Here is a 17,466-nt window from a genome sequence, read left to right on the forward strand (position 1 = left end):
AATACGGCGCCGCCCGGCCTCTTCAGGGCCGGTACGGCAGTGCAGGTGCAGTGCGGGTAATGCTCAGCGCTGAACGGGTGTCGGGCGCTGTTGCTCGGCGCGGCGGCCCAACACCTCGTACACCGAGGGGTAGGCCGGGCGCTCCACGTAACGACCGGCGCCAGGTTCGGCGCGCAAGTCGCCATCGGCCCACAGCACACGGCCCTGGCTGATGGTGTGGCTGGGGATGCCGCGAACGGTGCGGCCTTCGAAAATGTTGAAGTCCACGCGCTGGTGGTGGGTTTGCGCCGAGATCGTGCGCGTGCCCTGCGGGTCCCACAGCACCAGGTCAGCGTCGGCACCGACGCGGATCGCGCCCTTGCGCGGGAACAGGTTGAAGATCTTGGCCGTGTTGGTGGAGGTCAGCGCGACGAACTCCTGCATCGACAGGCGCCCACTGTTGACCCCCGCATCCCACAGCACCGCCATGCGGTCTTCGATACCGGCGGTGCCATTGGGGATGCGGCTGAAGTCGTCGCGGCCCATGGCCTTTTGTTCGGCGCAGAAGCAGCAGTGGTCGGTGGCGGTGGTGTGCAGGTTGCCCGACTGCAGGCCGCGCCACAGGGCTTCCTGGTGTTCCCGCGGGCGGAAGGGCGGGCTCATCACATAGCCTGCGGCCGTGGCCCAATCCGGATTGCGATAGACGCTGTCGTCGAGCAGCAGGTGGCCTGGCAGTACCTCACCGTACACCGGCTGGCCTTTGGCCCGGGCGTAGGTGATCTCGTCCAGGGCTTCGCGGCTCGAGATGTGCACCACATACAGTGGCGTACCGATGGTTTCGGCAATACGGATAGCCCGGCTGGCCGCCTCGCCTTCGACCTGCGAAGGGCGCGACAGCGGGTGTGCCTCTGGCCCGGTCAGGCCTTGGGCCAGCAGCTTTTTCTGCAGGTGGTAGACCAGCTCGCCGTTCTCGGCATGCACGGTTGGCACCGCGCCCAGTTGCAGGCAGCGCTCGAAGCTGGCCACCAAGGTATCGTCGGCCGCCATAATGGCGTTCTTGTATGCCATGAAGTGCTTGAAGCTGTTCACCCCGTGGTTGGCGACCAGTTCGCCCATCTCTTCTGCGACCTGCTCGCTCCACCAGGTAATGGCGACGTGGAAGCCGTAGTCGCAGGCACTCTTTTGCGCCCAGCCACGCCAGGTGTGAAAGGCCTCCAGCAATGACTGCTGCGGGTTGGGGATGACGAAGTCGATGATCGAGGTGGTACCACCGGCCAGGCCGGCGGCGGTGCCGCTGAAGAAGTCTTCGCTGGCCACGGTGCCCATGAAGGGCAGCTGCATGTGGGTGTGCGGGTCGATGCCGCCGGGCATCAGGTACTGGCCACTGCCGTCGAGGATTTCGCAGTCGGTGGGCGGTTCGAGGTTTGCGCCTATGGCCGCTATCAGGCCATCGACACACAGGACATCGGCGGTGTAACGCTCTTCGTGGGTGATCACGGTGGCACCACGGATCAACAGGGACATGCCGTCTTCCTCGCAGGCTGACCGGTCTGGGCCGGTTCTTGAATTGTTATACGCCAGTGACTGCCGGTGATCGAAGGGTAGCCTACAATCCTGTCAGACCTGACAAGAATGGAATCTAGATGGTGATTTGAGATTGTTCAAGAAAATAATTTATGACCTTATAACTTTCATAACTTATTGATATTTAAGTAATTATTGTTTTAATCACCAAAATGGTGAGGCCTTTCACCATTTTGACGCACTTGACAAGAAGCCAAATTGGTCAAGATTTTCCATGCAAAATCAGCTGCTTGATAGCGGGCCAGAAGACGCCTGCCGCGCGGTTGAAAAAACAGGCTGCACCGGTTTGAAACACGCGCCGGGCGCAAGCCTGGCTTGAGCGGGCGCAACAGGCAGGCGAAGGGATAACCGTGCGTTCGCTTTGCGTCGATAAATGCCTTGCAGTTCAGTTGATTACCTCCGGTCGGCGGCGGCCACCCGGGACGGCTCAGGCCAACCCGGCACGTAATTTGAGTACGGCCACAACCGCCAGGCCGGACCGGAGGAGCAGTACTGGTGGTGTGTGTACTCCGGCCATCGCTTTAGCCCGATGAGCAAACAATTAGAAAAACCTGGAGAAGGCCCCATGCAACAGAGCAGATCGCAAGTGATCGAGCAGGATGGCCTGTTCGAGCTGGAGGCAGGCACTGACGTGCTCGACAGCTCGCGCTACAACCACGACATCGCACCCACCAAGGTGCACCAACGCACCTGGAACAAATGGCACATCACCGCCCTGTGGGTGGGTATGTCCATCTGCGTGCCCACCTACACCCTCGGCGGCGTGCTCACGGCCTACTTTGGCCTGAGCGTGGGCGAGGCGCTGCTGGCGATCCTGCTGGCCAACCTCATTGTGCTGATCCCGCTGACCCTCAACGCGTTCCCTGGCACCAAGTACGGCATCCCGTTTCCGGTGCTGTTGCGTTCCTCGTTTGGCATCCTCGGCTCGAACGTGCCGTGCTTGATTCGCGCGGTGGTGGCCTGCGGCTGGTTCGGTATCCAGACGATGTTCGGCGGCCTGGCCATTCACCTGTTCCTCGGCTCGATGTTCGATGGCTGGAAGGCCCTGGAGGGTACCGGGGAGGTGATCGGCTTCATGATTTTCTGGGCCCTCAACTTGTGGGTGGTGTTGCGCGGGGCGGAGTCGATCAAGTGGCTCGAAACGCTTTCGGCGCCGTTGCTGGTGGCGGTGGGCGTGGGTCTGCTGGTCTGGGCACTGCCGCACATGTCGATGACCGAGTTGCTGGCGCAGCCGCCCAAGCGGCCAGAGGGCGCCAGCGTGGTCAGCTACTTCTGTGCCGGGCTCACCGCCATGGTCGGTTTCTGGGCCACGCTCTCGCTGAACATTCCCGACTTCAGCCGGTACGCCAAAAGCCAGAAGGACCAGATACTGGGGCAGATCTTCGGCCTGCCGCTGACCATGTTCCTGTTCGCGGCATTGGGCGTAGTGCTGACCGCAGCGTCCGCGTCGCTGGTGGGTGAAACGGTGTCTGACCCGGTCAGCCTGATCGGCAAGATCCAAAGCCCGGGCTGGGTGGCGCTGGCGATGGCGTTGATCGTGATCGCCACGTTGTCGACCAACACGGCGGCGAACATCGTCTCGCCCACCAATGACTTTCAGAACATCGCGCCACGCCTGATCGGGCGTAGCCGCGCAGTGTGGCTGACCGGGTTTATCGGCTTGGCGCTGATGGGCCATGAACTGCTCAAGAAGCTGGGCTGGATCGTCTCGGACCTGAGCCTGGAAAGCGTTTATTCGAACTGGTTGCTGGGTTACTCGAGCCTGCTCGGGCCGATTGCCGGGATCATGGTGGTGGACTATTTCCTGATCCGTCGCCAGCGCCTGGACTTGGCCGGGTTGTACCGCGATGACGTGTATCCGGCCTGGAACTGGGCTGGGTTCGCCGCCTTCGGCGTCCCGGTGGCGCTGACCGTGATGTCGATCGGCAACAGCAGCTTCAGCTGGTTCTACGACTATGGCTGGTTCACCGGCTCGCTGCTGGGTGGGGCGTTGTATTACGTCCTCGGTGGCTTGGCGGCGCGCAGCCCGGCGCGGTTGGCCAAGCCGTTGCCGTGATACCGAGTTTGCCTCTTCGCGGGCAAGCCCGCTCCCACAGGTCACCGCACGTTCAATGTGGGAGCGGGCTTGACCGCGAAGAGGCCCTGATAAACAACAAAAAAGCCTGAGGGGAAAACCCATGACTCCAGTCCACGATATCCTCAAGACCACCGCCCGCCACGTCGACAGCGCACGCCTGTGGCAATCGCTGATGGACCTTGCCCGCCTCGGCGCCACAGCCAAAGGCGGAGTCTGCCGGCTGGCGCTGACCGACCTCGACCGCCAGGCCCGCGACCTCTTCGTCGAGTGGTGCGAAGCGGCCGGTTGTACGGTCAGTGTCGACGCGGTCGGCAATATTTTCGCCCGCCGCCCGGGGCGCAATCCCAAGCTGCCACCGGTGATGACCGGCAGCCATATCGATACCCAGCCCACCGGGGGCAAGTTTGATGGCTGCTATGGGGTGATGGCCGGGCTGGAGGTGATCCGCACCCTCAACGACCTCGGCGTTGAAACCGAAGCGCCGTTGGAAGTGGTGGTGTGGACCAACGAGGAGGGCTCGCGCTTTGCCCCCTGCATGATGGGCTCTGGGGTGTTCGCCGGTAAGTTCACGCTGGAAGAGACGCTGGCCAAGCGTGATGCACAGGGGGTGAGTGTTGGCGAGGCGCTCGATGCCATCGGCTTCGCCGGCCAGCGCGCGGTACTCGGCCACCCGGTGGGGGCTTATTTCGAAGCGCATATCGAGCAGGGGCCGATCCTTGAAGACCAGGCCAAGACCATCGGCGTGGTGTTGGGTGCGCTGGGCCAGAAGTGGTTCGACCTGACCTTGCGCGGGGTCGAAGCCCATGCCGGCCCAACGCCCATGCACTTGCGCAAGGATGCCTTGGTGGGCGCTGCCGCCGTGGTCGAGGCAGTCAACCGTACGGCCCTTGGGCACCAGCCACATGCCTGTGGCACGGTGGGTTGCCTGCAGGCCTACCCAGGGTCACGCAACGTGATCCCGGGTGAGGTGCGCATGACCCTGGACTTCCGTCACCTTGAAGGCGAGCAACTGGACGCGATGATTGCCGAAGTGCGCGGGGTGATCGAAAGCACCTGCGCCAAGCATGGTCTTGAGCATGAGCTGATCCCTACGGCGGATTTCCCGGCCCTGTATTTCGACAAGGCCTGCGTCGATGCCGTGCGCGATTCGGCAGGTGCGCTGGGCCTGCCGCACATGGATATCGTCAGTGGAGCCGGGCATGACGCGATCTTCCTGGCCGAATTGGGGCCAGCGGGGATGATCTTCGTGCCTTGCGAGAATGGCATCAGCCACAACGAGATCGAGAACGCCACACCGGAGGACCTGGCGGCGGGGTGTGCGGTGTTGTTGCGGGCGATGCTGGCGGCGTCGGAGGCGATTGCCAGTGGGCGGTTGGCGGCGTAGGGGCGGTATGTCTTGAGGGAGGGGGGGCGGCTGACAGGTGCCTGGCGGGAGGTTTTCATCGCCTATGAGATCGAGCGCCGCCCGCGCGGCGCTTCGCAGCACAAGGCTGCTCCCACATTTGTTTCGGGCCAGTGAGGCCTGTGAAGTCTGCGCGCGACCGCCTGGTTGGTCCGACTCGATATCAAGGTGGGCACCAAGGGGCCGGGCGCCCATGCCTCAGGAATAACTGGCCCGAAACAAATGTGGGAGCAGCCTTGTGCTGCGAAGCGACGCGCGGGCGGCGCTCGATCTCATAGGCGCCACAGCCCTAACGGCATGCACCTATCAGCCGCAACCCTATCTACCCCACCACCACAAGACACCCATCCCGCCCAATGTGATACCGCTGCAGGTCCTGCGCCAAGGTCAGATGCCCGCTGTAATGCGCCAGGGCCTCCACACGTACATCGTCGATGCACGGGCTGCGCCGCGGATCGCCCTGGTAGCGTGCACTGAAATGCGTGAGCACCAGGTTGCGCACACCCGCCGCCTCGGCAAACCGTGCCACTTGCGCTGCTGTGCTGTGGCCGAAGGTAGCCCCCGTGCGCTCGACGACCGCCTGGGTAAAGGTCGCTTCGTGCACCATCACATCCGCGCCCTCGGCCGCCTCCGCCAACAGCTCGGGGCTGTCGTTGTCACCGCACACGATCACCCGTCGCGCCGGCCGCGATGCGCGCAGGTAGTCCTGGCCGTGCAGGGTCCGCCCCTCATGCTCGACCGACAGCCCTTTGGCCAGGTCGCCCCACAACGGCCCGCGTGGAATGCCTTCGGCATCCAGGCGCTGCACGTCCAGGCGCGGTTCAGGGTTGAGCTCGGTGAACACGAAGCCCACGCTCGGCACCCGGTGCGACAGCTGCACGGTACTGACCTGCAGCGTCTCGCTACGCCAGTCAGTCAGGCTTTCAACGGCCAGCAGGCGCACCTCGAAAGGCAGGTAAGTGTCGCTGGCGGTCAAGCCCAGGCGCACCCAGCCATGCAGGGCGGCGGGCAGGATGATATCCAGCGGCTGGGTACGCCCGCTCATCCCGGCGCTGGCCAGCAGGCCGGGCAGGCCGAAGCAATGGTCGCCGTGTACATGAGTGATGAAGATGCCGCGCAGGTCGCGTATCGACAGCGGCGTCTGCAGCAGCCGATGCTGCGTGCCTTCGCCGCAATCGATCAGGTACCAGTGGCTGCCGCTGGCCTCGATGAGGGCCGTGGCACTGACGTTGCGTGCCTTGGTCGGCACCCCGGCGCTGGTGCCTAGAAACAGCAGGTCCATGATCAGGCTCCTTTGCTTCAGCCCAGCAGCGACAGGTCGCGCAACAACGCTTGCAGGCCCTGCGGCACAAGCGGGCCGATGCGCGCGAAGTCGGCGCTGTCGCACCACCGGGCGCGGAAGGGGCTGCCGTCGGACTCGCGGCCTTCTACCCAGGGCTGCTGGTAAAGGCTGGCGTCGTCGAAGCGTGCATCGAATACCTGCACAATCTCATGCCCCGGCGTATCGGCATAGTGGAACAGGCTCTCCAGCGTGCCGAGCAACCGCACATCGCTGATCGACTGCCCCAGTTCTTCTTCGATTTCCCGGGCGATGGCGTCACGGCCCCGCTCACCAAACTCGATGCCACCCCCGAGTGGGCGGCACAGCGTCTGCTGCGTCACCGGGTCGTCGAAGACGTTGACCAGAATCTTCCCTTGGTGATGGAAAACGCACAGCGCCAGCGAGCGAATGCGCGGTTCAAGCAGCGGCTTGAGGAAGCTGCGTTCATAGCTGAGGATGAACCGTTGCTCAGTGGCCAGGGCGACTGCAGCGATGCATTCCGGGTCGGTCTCTGCCTGCTTGCGGTACTGCTCGTAGGCGGCCAGGCTGGAAAAACTGAACAGGCAGTAGGCGATGTTGTTGGCACCTTCGGCAGGCAGGAAATAGCCATGGTGCTTGCCGCCCATGCGCGTGACCAGGCGCATCCACAGGCGCGAATAGGCCTCGAAGGCCGGCAGCTGGTAAGGGTCGACGGTGTATTTGACGTGGCAGGTGATCAACGGCTCGTTCCTTCGAGGGGAGGCGGGGCGCACACCTTAGCCTGATTGCCCCGCGTCGTCGACGTGCCAGCCGTGCAGCGGGCTAGCCTTCCTGGCGCCAGATCAGCTTGCTGGTGTCGTAGCCTTGCTTGCGGGCAATCGACAGCAGTTGCTCGCGTTCCTGGTCGGTGATTGCAGGCGTGCGTGAGAGCAACCACAGGTACTCGCGGTTGGGGTGCCCGACCAGGGCCACGCGGTAGTCCTTGTCGTGGTAAAGCACCCAGTACTCACCCTTGGTCAGGCCCGGAGCCAGCCGGCTGAACCAGTTGTCGAACTGCACCCAGAGCTTGTCGGTCTTGCCCGGTTGCTGGGCTTCGGCGATGCCCTTGGCCTCGTTCCACTGGCCGTCCTTTTCCTTGCAGCGGTTGTTGACGTCGATGCGCCCGTCCTCACGCAGGCCGTAACGCGCTTCGGATTGCACGCAGTTGCGCTGGAAGAACATCGGCAAGCGCGCCAGCTCATACCAGGTGCCCTGGTAGCGTTGCAGGTCGACCTGCTGGGTGGACGGCGGCGTGCGGTGTTCATCGTTCGAACCCGCGCAGCCGACCAGGGCCAGGGTCATGCAGGAAAGCATCAGTGCCGTGCGCATCGCCATAGCGAACCTCCTTGAAGCGGATGGGGATTTACCTTTGCTTCGATGCGGGCGTGCGGGAAAAGTTGTATCGAATATCCCCACGCCGCCAGGTTTTACAGCCAGTAAGTCACCGCCCACCAGCCCAGGCCACCCATGACCACGGTATAGGGCAGCGCCATCCACACCATGCGCCCATACGACAGGCGAATCAGCGGTGCAATCGCCGAGGTCAGCAGGAACAGGAACGCCGCCTGCCCATTCGGCGTCGCCACGCTTGGCAGGTTGGTGCCGGTATTGATCGCCACCGCCAGCATCTCGAAATGCTCGCGGCTCATGCCGCCGTTCATGAAGGCCTGCTTGACCTCGGTAATGTAGATGGTGGCGACGAACACGTTGTCGCTGATCGCCGACAGCAAACCGTTGGCCAGGTACAGCATGCCCGGTTGTTGTTCGGCGGGCAGCGCCAGTACCCAGGCAATCAGCGGGCTGAACAACTGCTGCTGATGGATCACCGCGACCACGGCGAAGAACACCACCAACAGCGCGGTGAACGGCATGGCATCCTGGAAGGCGCGGCCCAGGCGGTGTTCGTCGGTGATGCCGGTGAACGCAGTGATCAGCACGATCACCAGCAGGCCGATCAGGCCCACTTCGGCAATGTGCAGGCCCAGGCAGATGATCAGGATCAGCGCGGCGCTGCCTTGTACCCACAGCGCGGCACGCTGGGCCGGCGTACGCGCGGCGTCATCTTCGGCGGCGTAGGCGGCCAGCACCTGGCGCACGCGTTCAGGCATCAGTGTGCCGTAGCCGAACAGGCGCAGTTTTTCCAGCGCTACGCAGGTCAGCAGCCCGGCGCCGAGCACCGGCAACGACACCGGGGCGACCTTGAGGAAGAAGTCGGCGAAGTGCCAGCCCATCTCATGGCCGATCAGCAGGTTCTGTGGTTCGCCCACCAGCGTGCACACGCCGCCCAATGCAGTGCCGACCGCACCGTGCATCAACAGGCTGCGCAGGAAGGCGCGGAACTGGTCGAGGTCTTCACGGTGCAGTTGCGGGATATGTTGGTCGCTGTCGAGCGCGCTTTCTTCACGCGGGTTGGCGCCCGAGGCAACGCGGTGAAAGACCGCGTAGAAGCCTACTGCAGCGCTGATGATCACCGCCGTGACTGTCAGCGCATCGAGAAAGGCCGAGAGGAACGCTGACAGCACGCAGAACAGCAGCGACAGGGCCGCCTTCGAGCGCACACCGAGCAAGATCCGCGAGAACAGGAACAGCAGCAGCTCTTTCATGAAGTGAATGCCGGCGACCATGAACATCAACAGCAGAATCACCGGAAAGTTGTGCAGCAGCTCTTCGTACAGGGCCTGCGGGGTGGTCATTTCGAGCAGCAGTGCTTCGACCAGCAACAAGCCACCCGGCATCAACGGGTAGCACTTCAGCGCCATGCCCAAGGTAAAGATGAATTCGATCACCAGCACCCAGCCCGCCGTGACCGGGCCTGCAGTCAGCAGCAGCAATGGGTTGAGCACCAGGAACAGGCCGATGACAGCCTTGTACCAAAGCGGTGACTGGCCCAGGAAGTTGTGGGCGAGCGCACCGGGCAGGGAGCGGGGCATGAATATGTATCCTTATGATTCAGCGATGGCGCACGGTGCCGGATCGTGCCGACTTAGGCAAGATTTGCCGTCCTGCTTTTGGCACAAGTGCGGCCTCCTGGCTGGGTTAACATCCTGCGTTATGACCCTTTCCCAGCAGGAGTGCCGCCCGTGACCGAGTACAGCGCGTTCAAGGTTGAACTGACTGATAGCATCGCCCACGTCCAGATCAACCGCCCCGAGAAAGTCAACGCGATGAATGCTGCCTTCTGGGAGGAGATCATCGACATCTTCCAGTGGGTCGACGACACCGATGCGGTGCGCGCCGTTGTCATCAGCGGTGCGGGCAAGCATTTCTCTGCCGGCATCGACCTGATGATGCTAGCCTCGCTGGCCGGCCAGTTGGGCAAGGACGTTGGCCGTAATGCGCGCTTGCTGCGCAGCACCATCCTGCGCCTGCAGGCGTCGTTCAATGCCGTCGACAAATGCCGCAAGCCGGTGCTGGCGGCAGTCCAGGGCTACTGCATTGGGGGCGCCATCGACCTCATCTCGGCGTGCGACATGCGCTACTGCAGCCAAGATGCGCAGTTCTCGATCAAGGAAATCGACATGGGCATGGCCGCCGATGTCGGCACGCTGCAACGTTTGCCACGTATCATTGGCGACGGCATCATGCGCGAGCTGGCATTCACCGGGCGCAACGTCGAGGCCGATGAGGCGCTGCGTATCGGCCTGGTCAACCGGGTCTATGATGATCAGGCCGCGCTGCTTGACGGGGTCTTTGCCATCGCCCGTGAGATTGCCGCAAAATCGCCGATCGCCGTGGCCGGCACCAAGGAAATGCTCAGCTATATGCGTGACCATCGCATTGACGATGGCCTGGAATACATCGCCACCTGGAACGCCGCGATGCTGCAGTCCGAAGACCTGCGCGTGGCCGTGGCGGCGCACATGAGCAAACAGAAACCGACGTTCGCCGACTGACTGGGTCGGGGGGCGCGCAGCAAGGAACCCCGACATGTCAGCACGCTGGACTACCGCAGTACTCGACCCGCAGATCACCGGGGGCTTGGCCGTCGCCCGCAGCCCGGAAGGGTTCCTGGTGGACGACAATGGCGCGCTGTTCCCCCGCGAATGGCTCAAGCGCCAGGACCTGGACGTGCTGTGCGAGCATGGTATCGGGCATTTCGATGGCGAGCCGGTGTTCCTGCTTGAGCTGCGCAGCGCCACCGACCTGGCGGGTTGCAGCTGGCGTGGCCTGCGCGCGTTCATGCTCGAAGGCGATTTCGACCTGTACAAGGTGCTGGGTTATGCCGCGCAGATCGGTACCTGGGCACGCGAGCACCGTTTTTGCGGCAGCTGCGGCCAGGCGATGACGCAAATCCGCTGGGAGCGGGCGATGTACTGCCAGCCGTGCGACCTGCGCAGCTACCCGCGCATTTCGCCGAGCATGATCGTGCTGGTCACCCGCGGTGACGAGATTCTGCTGGCGCGCTCGCCGCGTTTCGTCACCGGTGTCTACAGCACCTTGGCGGGCTTTGCCGAACCCGGCGAGTCGGCCGAGGATTGCCTGGTGCGCGAAGTGCGCGAAGAGGTGGCGGTCGAGGTACAGAACATCCGTTACGTCGGCAGCCAGTGCTGGCCGTTCCCGCATTCGATGATGCTGGGGTTCCATGCCGAGTACGCGGGCGGCGAGATCGTCATGCAGCCCGACGAGATCGAGGATGCCCAGTGGTTCAGCGTGCATGACCTGCCGCCGCTGCCGGCCGGGCGTTCCATCGCCCGGTACCTGATCGATTTGTACGTGGCTGAACGCTTAGGCCTGCCCGAACCAGTGCTGCCACGCTAGGCGCACTGTAAGTGCCAGCACCACGGTGATGAAGACTGGGCGGATGAACTTGCTGCCGCCGCTGATCGCCGTGCGTGCGCCGAAGAACGCACCCACCATCACCGACAGGCCCATGCACAGGCCGACGACATAATCCACCTGCCCGGAAATGATGAACACCGTCAGCGCCGCGATGTTGCTGACGAAGTTCATGCTGCGCGCCACACCGCTGGCGCGCACCAGGTCGATCGGGTACAGCAGCAGGGTGCTCACGGTCCAGAACGCGCCAGTGCCGGGGCCTGCCACGCCATCGTAGAAACCCAGGGTGAAGCCTTGGGGGACCTGCCATTTCTTCTTGATCGGTGCGTCGGCATCCAGCGGCGCCTTGGGCGTGCCGCCGAACAGCAGGTAGACGCCGCAGGCGAAGACCACCACCGGGAGCATTTTGTTCAGCCATTCGGCGGGCAGGTAGTGGGCGATCACCGCGCCCAGCGAGGCGCCTACCAGGGTGGCGAACAACGCCGGGCGCCACTGCGCGGGGTGGAACAGTTTGCGCTTGTAGTAAGTGAAGCCGGCCGTGGCCGAGCCGAAGGTGGAACTGAGCTTGTTGGTGCCCAGCACCAGGTGTGGCGGCATGCCGGCGGTGAGCAGGGCCGGGGTAGTGAGCAGGCCGCCGCCACCAGCGATGGCGTCGATGAAACCGGCGACGAAGGCGACCAGGGCCAGGATGAGTAGGGTGAGGGGTTCTACGGTGAGTTCGAAGGGCATGGGAGGCTTTCAAGGTGAAGGGCAGGGTTGAGACAAGTGATCTGATAAAACGGACATGATAATCCCGGGTACCTGTGGCTGTCAGTCTTTGAATTTGCGTCCTTACTTCAAGTCCAAACCTAGCTTCGGAGGAACAGAGAGCTCACTGAGGTGGGTGTGCCTATCTAATTCCGTATCTCTGACCTTGCAGTATGTAGAAGCGTTAAGCGGTCAAGCTTGCGTTCGAACTTGTCGAGCATTGACACTATCCCTGCATAATGAATTTCTTCTTCAATCTCCAGATGCTTAGAATAGTCAAAGTCGTAATTGATGGGCCCGTTCAATGGGCCTTGTTCGCCACCTTTTTGCTTGCGCCAGTTTTCTTCGGCTGCCGCTTGGTAGTCGTTACGCATTAGCTCAAGCTTCGGTTTTTTGTAGATCGCTTTGAGGGTGCCAATGGTGACGTGATCAGCATCAACGAGAGCGGAATACTTTTTGAGCTCAGGATGCTCTACGATTGCATCTCTGGCTTTATGGATGTAGTGGATTCTCGGTTTCGAAAGCATAGCCTTGACCTCTTTCCAACTCTGTTGGATACGACTAAACATATGCCCCGAAGGATCGTGGCGATTCACTGGATCACCCAAGCAATAGGCATAGGCGTTTTGTGTGCGTGTCATAAACGGACTCAGACTATCTGCTGATAAAAATCGCGATAGCCTTGGATTATAAGCGCGATAGCCGTTACCCAGCAGATAGCAGTTCGTAAAATCATCGTAGCGCTGCCCGGTAAATCCCATAAGAGGGGCAGTGCTGTGGAGGGTCTTGCTGTGCCCGTAGGCGGTATAGGCGAGCGTGTGAGTACTGTCGCGATTTTAATTATTCAATACCGAAGTTTGTAAGTCCACGGCCAATAATGAAGTGCTGTCCGAGCGTCCCTCTGAGCGTCGCTCGGCCAAGGGTGTGTTTGAAACTGAAAGCACCGTCACTGCATGATCACTGGCAATTTGCGAAGCCAGTTGACCATTCTTGTAGAATAAATGCTGCTTTCTGTTCTGAAACATGGTCAGCCTGCGGCACGGAGCGTAATTAATTGAGGCTACCCTCAGGTAAAGTGGGCTGGCGCGCAACTGGTAGAAATGCCAGTTGCCTACAGGCGCAAGATAGGTGTGCCGACAGTGTTAGCCCTTTCGCGGGCAAGCCCGCTCCCACAGGTTTTCACCGGTTCGAAGGCAGTGAAAGTCGTGTGGGAGCGGGCTTGCCCGCGAAAGGGCCGCTACAGGGGATTACATCAACTCCGTATAAACGCCAGCAAATCCGCATTGATCACATCGGCATGGGTGGTCGGCATGCCGTGCGGATACCCTTTGTAGGTCTTCAACGTGGCATTAGGCAGCAACTTGGCCGACAACGGGCCCGCGTTCTCGTAAGGCACGATCTGGTCATCGTCACCGTGCATGACCAGCACCGGCTGGGTGATGCGCTTGAGGTCTTCGGTGAAGTCGGTCTGCGAAAACGCCACGATGCCGTCGTAGTGCGCCTTGGCACTGCCGATCATGCCTTGGCGCCACCAGTTGCCGATGATGCCTTCCGACGGTTTGGCCCCGGGTCGGTTGTAACCGTAGAAAGGCCCCGTGGGCACGTCGCGGTAGAACTGCGCCCGGTTACTCGCGACCTGGGCCTGGAAGCCGTCGAAGACCGACTTGGGCAGGCCGCCTGGGTTGGCCGGTGTCTGCACCATCAGCGGTGGCACTGCTGCAATCAGTACTGCCTTGGCCACCTTGTCGCCGGGGTAGCGTGCCATGTAGCGCACCACTTCGCCGCCACCCGTGGAATGGCCGACATGCACGGCGCCCTGGATGCCCAGGTGGTCGACCACGGCGGCTACGTCATCGGCGTAGTGGTCCATGTCATGGCCATCCCACACCTGGCTGGAGCGCCCATGGCCGCGGCGGTCGTGGGCGACTACGCGAAAACCCTGGGCCAGGAAGAACAGCAACTGGGCATCCCAGTCATCGGCACTAAGGGGCCAGCCATGGTGGAAGTGAATGACCGGCGCGTCGCGCGGGCCCCAGTCTTTGTAGAAGATCTGAACGCCATCCTTCGTGGTTACGTAGCTCATGGTCGCGTCTCCTCTGTGCAGGGGATTGCCAAGTGAGCTATTGAGAATAGGAGAGATTTCTGTGTTGTCAGTACCGGCCTCTTCGCGGGGCAAGCCCGCTCCCACAGGTATACCACCGTCTCTAACCTGGTAGTAAACCTGTGGGAGCGGGCTTGCCCCGCGAAAGGGTCGGCATTGGCAATCAAGCCATTACAGGAACCAGCGGTACTCCCTGGCGCTGACTTCTTGCATGAATGCCAAGTGGTCTTGCCGCTTGTTCTCGCAATACACCATCACGAATTCTTCCCCCAGCCCCTCATTCACTGCGAGGTGGCTGCGCATCGCGGTGACTGCGCTGAGCATGTCCTTGGGGAAGTCGATGCCGCTGCCGCGGTCTTCGTTCAGCGGTGTGATCGGCTCCTGCGCCGCATCCAGCCCATGCTCCATCCCGCACAGGATCGCCGCCAGCACCAGGTAGGGGTTGGCATCCGCGCCAGCCAGACGATGCTCAATGCGCAAGTTGCGTACATCGGACTCGGGAATGCGTATGCACGCATCGCGGTCTTCATAGCCCCAACTCGCACGGCTGGCGGCGTTGACCATGGCGCCGTAGCGACGGAACGCATTGTGGTTGGCTGCAAAGATCGGCATGCAGTGCGGCAGGACCGCCAGGCAGCCCGCCACCGCATGGCGCAGCGGGCGTTGCCCATCGGCAGCCAGCAGGTTGTTGCCGTCGTTGTCGTACAGGCTGACGTGTACATGCATGCCGCTACCAGGGGCGTGCAGGTAGGGTTTGCTCATGAACGAAGCACGCAGCCCGTGCTTGAGCGCCACGCCACGGGTGCTGCGGCAGAACAGGGCAGCCCAGTCGGCGGCGCGCAGGCCGTCGTCGCAGTGGCCGAAATTGATCTCGAACTGGCCCGGCCCCAGCTCGGCCGTGATGACGTTGGCATCCACCCCTTGCGCGTTGGCTGTTTCGACCATGTCGCGCAGCACGTCGCTGAAGCGTGACAGGCGCTCGATGTGCATGTTGGGCTGATCGTCCGGGTCATCGCTGAACGGGTCGCGGGGGAACTGCGGCAGCCCTTCCTTCAGTGCCCGCTCGAACAGGTAAAACTCCAGCTCGAACGCCACCACCGGGCGAATGCCACGCCGTGCCAGGCGTTGCAGTACGCGGGCGAGCACTTCCCGGGGCTCGAACTCGATGGGGGCGGCGGTGCCGTCGGAGCTGATCAGCATCTGCCCCAGTGGCTCGCGCTCCCAGGTGACTGGTTTGAGGGTGCCGGGGATCAGGCGCCGCACGGCATCCGGGTCGCCGTCGCTGAAACAGTAGTCACCAATCGGGAACAGCCCGCCCTGTACCCCTAGCAACACGCAGTTCTGCGGTAGTTTCAGCGGGCTGCCGGCGGCGACCTTTTCCAGCATGTCGACGGGGTAGCGCTTGCCGTAGAAATGCCCGGGGATGTCCAGGCTCAGCAGGTCGACATGGCGTACTTCGGGGTAGCGGGCACGGAAGGCGCGTACTTCACTGAGCAGATCGGGAAAACCTGTTGTGATGGTCATGCTGTGCTCTCATCGGAAGACCCAGAGAACCCGGGTCGTCTGGTCGGTCAGGTTGGCGTAGCGGAACTGGCTGTGCGGCGGCAGCTGAAAACTGTCGTTGCGCCGGAGTGTGACGGCCTCGGCGTGGCCATCGCGCCACAGCGTCAGCTCACCTTCCAGGACGAAACCGCCTTGCTCGGAACTGTCGTTCAGGTGCCCCTCGCCACTGCTGGCGCCGGGCGCCAAGTGGCTTTCGAGCATGGAAAAGCCGCCATTCAAGGTAGGCGACACCAGCACGTCGCTGATGCCTTCGGCGTAGTAAATGGTGCGCCGCTCACCTGGTCGGGTAACCCAGTCCAGCGGCCGGGGTTGGCCGGCCTGGTAGAAGTAGGTGGTCGGTACGTGCAGCGCTTCGCTGATTGCGGTCAGGTCGGCCACGGTTGGCCGTGACAAACCGCGCTCGACCTGGGACAGAAACCCCAGTGAGCGCTTGACCTTGCTGGCCAGCTCGTCGAGCGTCAGCCCGCGGTGCTTGCGCAGGTCGCGAATCAGCAGCGCCAGTGTTTGAACTTCATCAGACATGGTCGCGCAACCTGTACCAGGCCTTGGCTGCAGCTTCCAGCGGTGCGGCCATCAAGTCGCCGCCTGGGAAGCGGCCATTATCGATACCCTGGTACAGCGTCAGCAGGTCATCGTTGCCAAGGATCGCATCGCTGACCGCCCGCGCCCCGGCCAGGGTCGGCAGCACGCCGTGGCCCGAGAAGCCTTGTAACCAATAGCGCTCGCCGTCCCGGCCGATGTCGGGGGTGCGCTGGATGCTGCAGTCGATGTGGCCGCCCCAGGCATAGTCGATGGCCACGCCGGCCAACTGCGGGAACACCCGTTCAAGGTAGGGGCGGGTGGCGCTGGCCACATCCTTGGGGATGCCGCCCAGGTAGGTGCAGCCGCCCCCGAACAGTAGGCGGTTGTCGGGGGTAAGGCGGAAATAGTCGGGTACGAACTGGTTGTCGATCACGCAGCTGTTGCGCGGCAACAATGACTTGGCGACGTCAGCTTCCAGGGGCGCGGTGGCGACCTGGTAGGAGCCGACGGGCAGCAAGCGGCGCGACAGGGCCGGGTCGAGGCGGTCGATGTACGCGTTGCAGGCCAGTACCAGGATTTGGCTGTGTACCTCGCCATGCTCAGTGCGGGTCACATAACCGTTGCCGGTCTGCTGGTAGCCGAGCACCTGGCTTTGCTCGAAAATGTGGCCACCGGCTGTCTCGATATTGCTGGCAAGGCCTTGGGCGAGCTTGAGGGGGTTGAGGTGGGCGCCTTTGGCGTCATACAGCGCGGCTTGGTAGCGTGGGCTGTCGATCCACTGGGGCAGCTCGTCGGGCCCTATCAGGCGCAGGGCGTCATAACCCCATTTGGTTTCGGCGTCGTGCAGGGCTTCTTCAAGCATTTTTACGCGGCGCGGCAGCACGGCTGTCCATAAGCTGCCAAGCCGGTAGTCGATATCGAAGCCATGGCGCTGTGGCAGCTCACGCATTTCATCGGCGGCCCAGCACATGCTGTCCCACAGGCGCCGGGTGCGTTCTACGCCAAGGGCCTTCTCCAGCGGTGGCATGTCGCACGACCAGCCCAGCAACGCCTGGCCGCCGTTGCGCCCGGAAGCGGCCCACGCCACACGGCTGGCTTCCAGCAGCGTGACACGCTTGCCGGCCATGGTCAGTCTCAGGGCGGTGTGCAGGCCGCTGAAACCTGCGCCGACAATGAGGATGTCGGTGTCGTGGCGGCTTTGCAGGGTGGGGCGCAGGGGTATGCGGGTGGGGTAGGTCTGGGCGTAATAGCTGGCGATGTGTTGCGCGGATTGCTTGAACATGCCGGTGCCTCATGAAAATTATTGTGATTATTTTCATGAAAATTTAGCAGGTAAATTTCACGGCGCCAGTTCGCTGGTCGGGTTTTGTGCTTTT

Annotated in this window: 14 protein-coding genes and 2 pseudogenes; 4 read left to right on the forward strand and 12 right to left on the reverse strand. The window is 62.6% G+C overall.

Annotated elements, in window-relative coordinates:
* Window positions 1–63: 63 nt before the first annotated feature.
* Window positions 64–1,503 (reverse strand): dihydropyrimidinase, encoded by a 1,440-nt coding sequence (hydA, locus tag AB7M33_RS18070; RefSeq protein ID WP_265967913.1) that lies wholly within the window; start codon window positions 1,501–1,503, stop codon window positions 64–66.
* Between the two features lie 625 nt (window positions 1,504–2,128).
* Here hydA and AB7M33_RS18075 point away from each other — a divergent pair.
* Together AB7M33_RS18075 and AB7M33_RS18080 are read left to right on the forward strand one after the other, a co-directional pair.
* Entirely contained in the window at window positions 2,129–3,619 is a 1,491-nt protein-coding gene (locus tag AB7M33_RS18075) for an NCS1 family nucleobase:cation symporter-1 (RefSeq protein ID WP_099428800.1), read from the forward strand.
* A 121-nt stretch (window positions 3,620–3,740) separates the two neighbouring features.
* The gene (locus AB7M33_RS18080) at window positions 3,741–5,024 is read left to right on the forward strand and encodes a Zn-dependent hydrolase (protein ID WP_454243230.1); all 1,284 of its coding nucleotides are present in this window, start codon (window positions 3,741–3,743) and stop codon (window positions 5,022–5,024) included.
* A 340-nt stretch (window positions 5,025–5,364) separates the two neighbouring features.
* Here the strand turns inward: AB7M33_RS18080 and AB7M33_RS18085 are convergent, their stop codons facing one another.
* From AB7M33_RS18085 to nhaB, 5 genes and pseudogenes are all read right to left on the reverse strand, one after another.
* On the reverse strand, window positions 5,365–6,324 hold the full coding sequence (locus AB7M33_RS18085; RefSeq protein WP_454243231.1) for an MBL fold metallo-hydrolase: 960 nt from the start codon (window positions 6,322–6,324) through the stop codon (window positions 5,365–5,367).
* Window positions 6,325–6,341: 17 nt separating this feature from the next.
* The gene (locus AB7M33_RS18090; RefSeq protein WP_172961402.1) at window positions 6,342–6,788 is read right to left on the reverse strand and encodes an NUDIX hydrolase; all 447 of its coding nucleotides are present in this window, start codon (window positions 6,786–6,788) and stop codon (window positions 6,342–6,344) included.
* Window positions 6,783–7,082 (reverse strand): annotated as a pseudogene (locus AB7M33_RS18095) (NIPSNAP family protein); the annotation flags it as partial. The pseudogene AB7M33_RS18095 and the gene AB7M33_RS18090, both read right to left, overlap by 6 nt.
* An 82-nt stretch (window positions 7,083–7,164) precedes the next feature.
* A complete protein-coding gene (locus AB7M33_RS18100) occupies window positions 7,165–7,716 on the reverse strand; it encodes a lipocalin family protein (protein WP_454243232.1) in 552 nt (183 codons plus the stop codon).
* Between the two features lie 92 nt (window positions 7,717–7,808).
* Window positions 7,809–9,311 (reverse strand): sodium/proton antiporter NhaB, encoded by a 1,503-nt coding sequence (gene nhaB, locus AB7M33_RS18105; RefSeq protein WP_454243233.1) that lies wholly within the window; start codon window positions 9,309–9,311, stop codon window positions 7,809–7,811.
* A gap of 150 nt (window positions 9,312–9,461) precedes the next feature.
* On the opposite strand from nhaB, the gene AB7M33_RS18110 reads away from it, so the two are divergent.
* Both AB7M33_RS18110 and nudC read left to right on the forward strand, forming a co-directional pair.
* On the forward strand, window positions 9,462–10,274 hold the full coding sequence (locus AB7M33_RS18110) for a crotonase/enoyl-CoA hydratase family protein (RefSeq protein ID WP_099428805.1): 813 nt from the start codon (window positions 9,462–9,464) through the stop codon (window positions 10,272–10,274).
* Window positions 10,275–10,308: 34 nt separating this feature from the next.
* Window positions 10,309–11,139, forward strand: coding sequence for an NAD(+) diphosphatase (nudC, locus tag AB7M33_RS18115; RefSeq protein WP_454243234.1), 831 nt, complete (start codon window positions 10,309–10,311; stop codon window positions 11,137–11,139).
* Here nudC and AB7M33_RS18120 read toward each other — a convergent pair.
* From AB7M33_RS18120 to AB7M33_RS18145, 6 genes and pseudogenes are all read right to left on the reverse strand, one after another.
* A complete protein-coding gene (locus AB7M33_RS18120) occupies window positions 11,107–11,886 on the reverse strand; it encodes a TSUP family transporter (protein WP_027592751.1) in 780 nt (259 codons plus the stop codon). The genes nudC and AB7M33_RS18120 overlap by 33 nt on opposite strands.
* Window positions 11,887–12,050: 164 nt before the next feature.
* Window positions 12,051–12,701 (reverse strand): annotated as a pseudogene (locus tag AB7M33_RS18125) (RHS repeat-associated core domain-containing protein); the annotation flags it as partial.
* Window positions 12,702–13,156: 455 nt separating this feature from the next.
* Complete coding sequence (locus tag AB7M33_RS18130) at window positions 13,157–13,987, reverse strand: alpha/beta fold hydrolase (RefSeq protein WP_454243235.1); 831 nt, start codon at window positions 13,985–13,987, stop codon at window positions 13,157–13,159.
* A 189-nt stretch (window positions 13,988–14,176) separates the two neighbouring features.
* Window positions 14,177–15,523 carry a glutamine synthetase family protein gene (locus tag AB7M33_RS18135; RefSeq protein WP_454244233.1) on the reverse strand — a complete coding sequence of 449 codons (1,347 nt, stop codon included), beginning with the start codon at window positions 15,521–15,523 and terminating at the stop codon, window positions 14,177–14,179.
* A gap of 15 nt (window positions 15,524–15,538) precedes the next feature.
* Window positions 15,539–16,090, reverse strand: coding sequence for a helix-turn-helix domain-containing protein (locus tag AB7M33_RS18140; protein WP_099428809.1), 552 nt, complete (start codon window positions 16,088–16,090; stop codon window positions 15,539–15,541).
* The gene (locus AB7M33_RS18145; protein WP_454243236.1) at window positions 16,083–17,372 is read right to left on the reverse strand and encodes an NAD(P)/FAD-dependent oxidoreductase; all 1,290 of its coding nucleotides are present in this window, start codon (window positions 17,370–17,372) and stop codon (window positions 16,083–16,085) included. The genes AB7M33_RS18140 and AB7M33_RS18145 overlap by 8 nt, the downstream gene beginning before the upstream one ends.
* Window positions 17,373–17,466: the final 94 nt, after the last annotated feature.

It is taken from the genome of Pseudomonas sp. Y3 TE3536, from assembly GCF_053629175.1.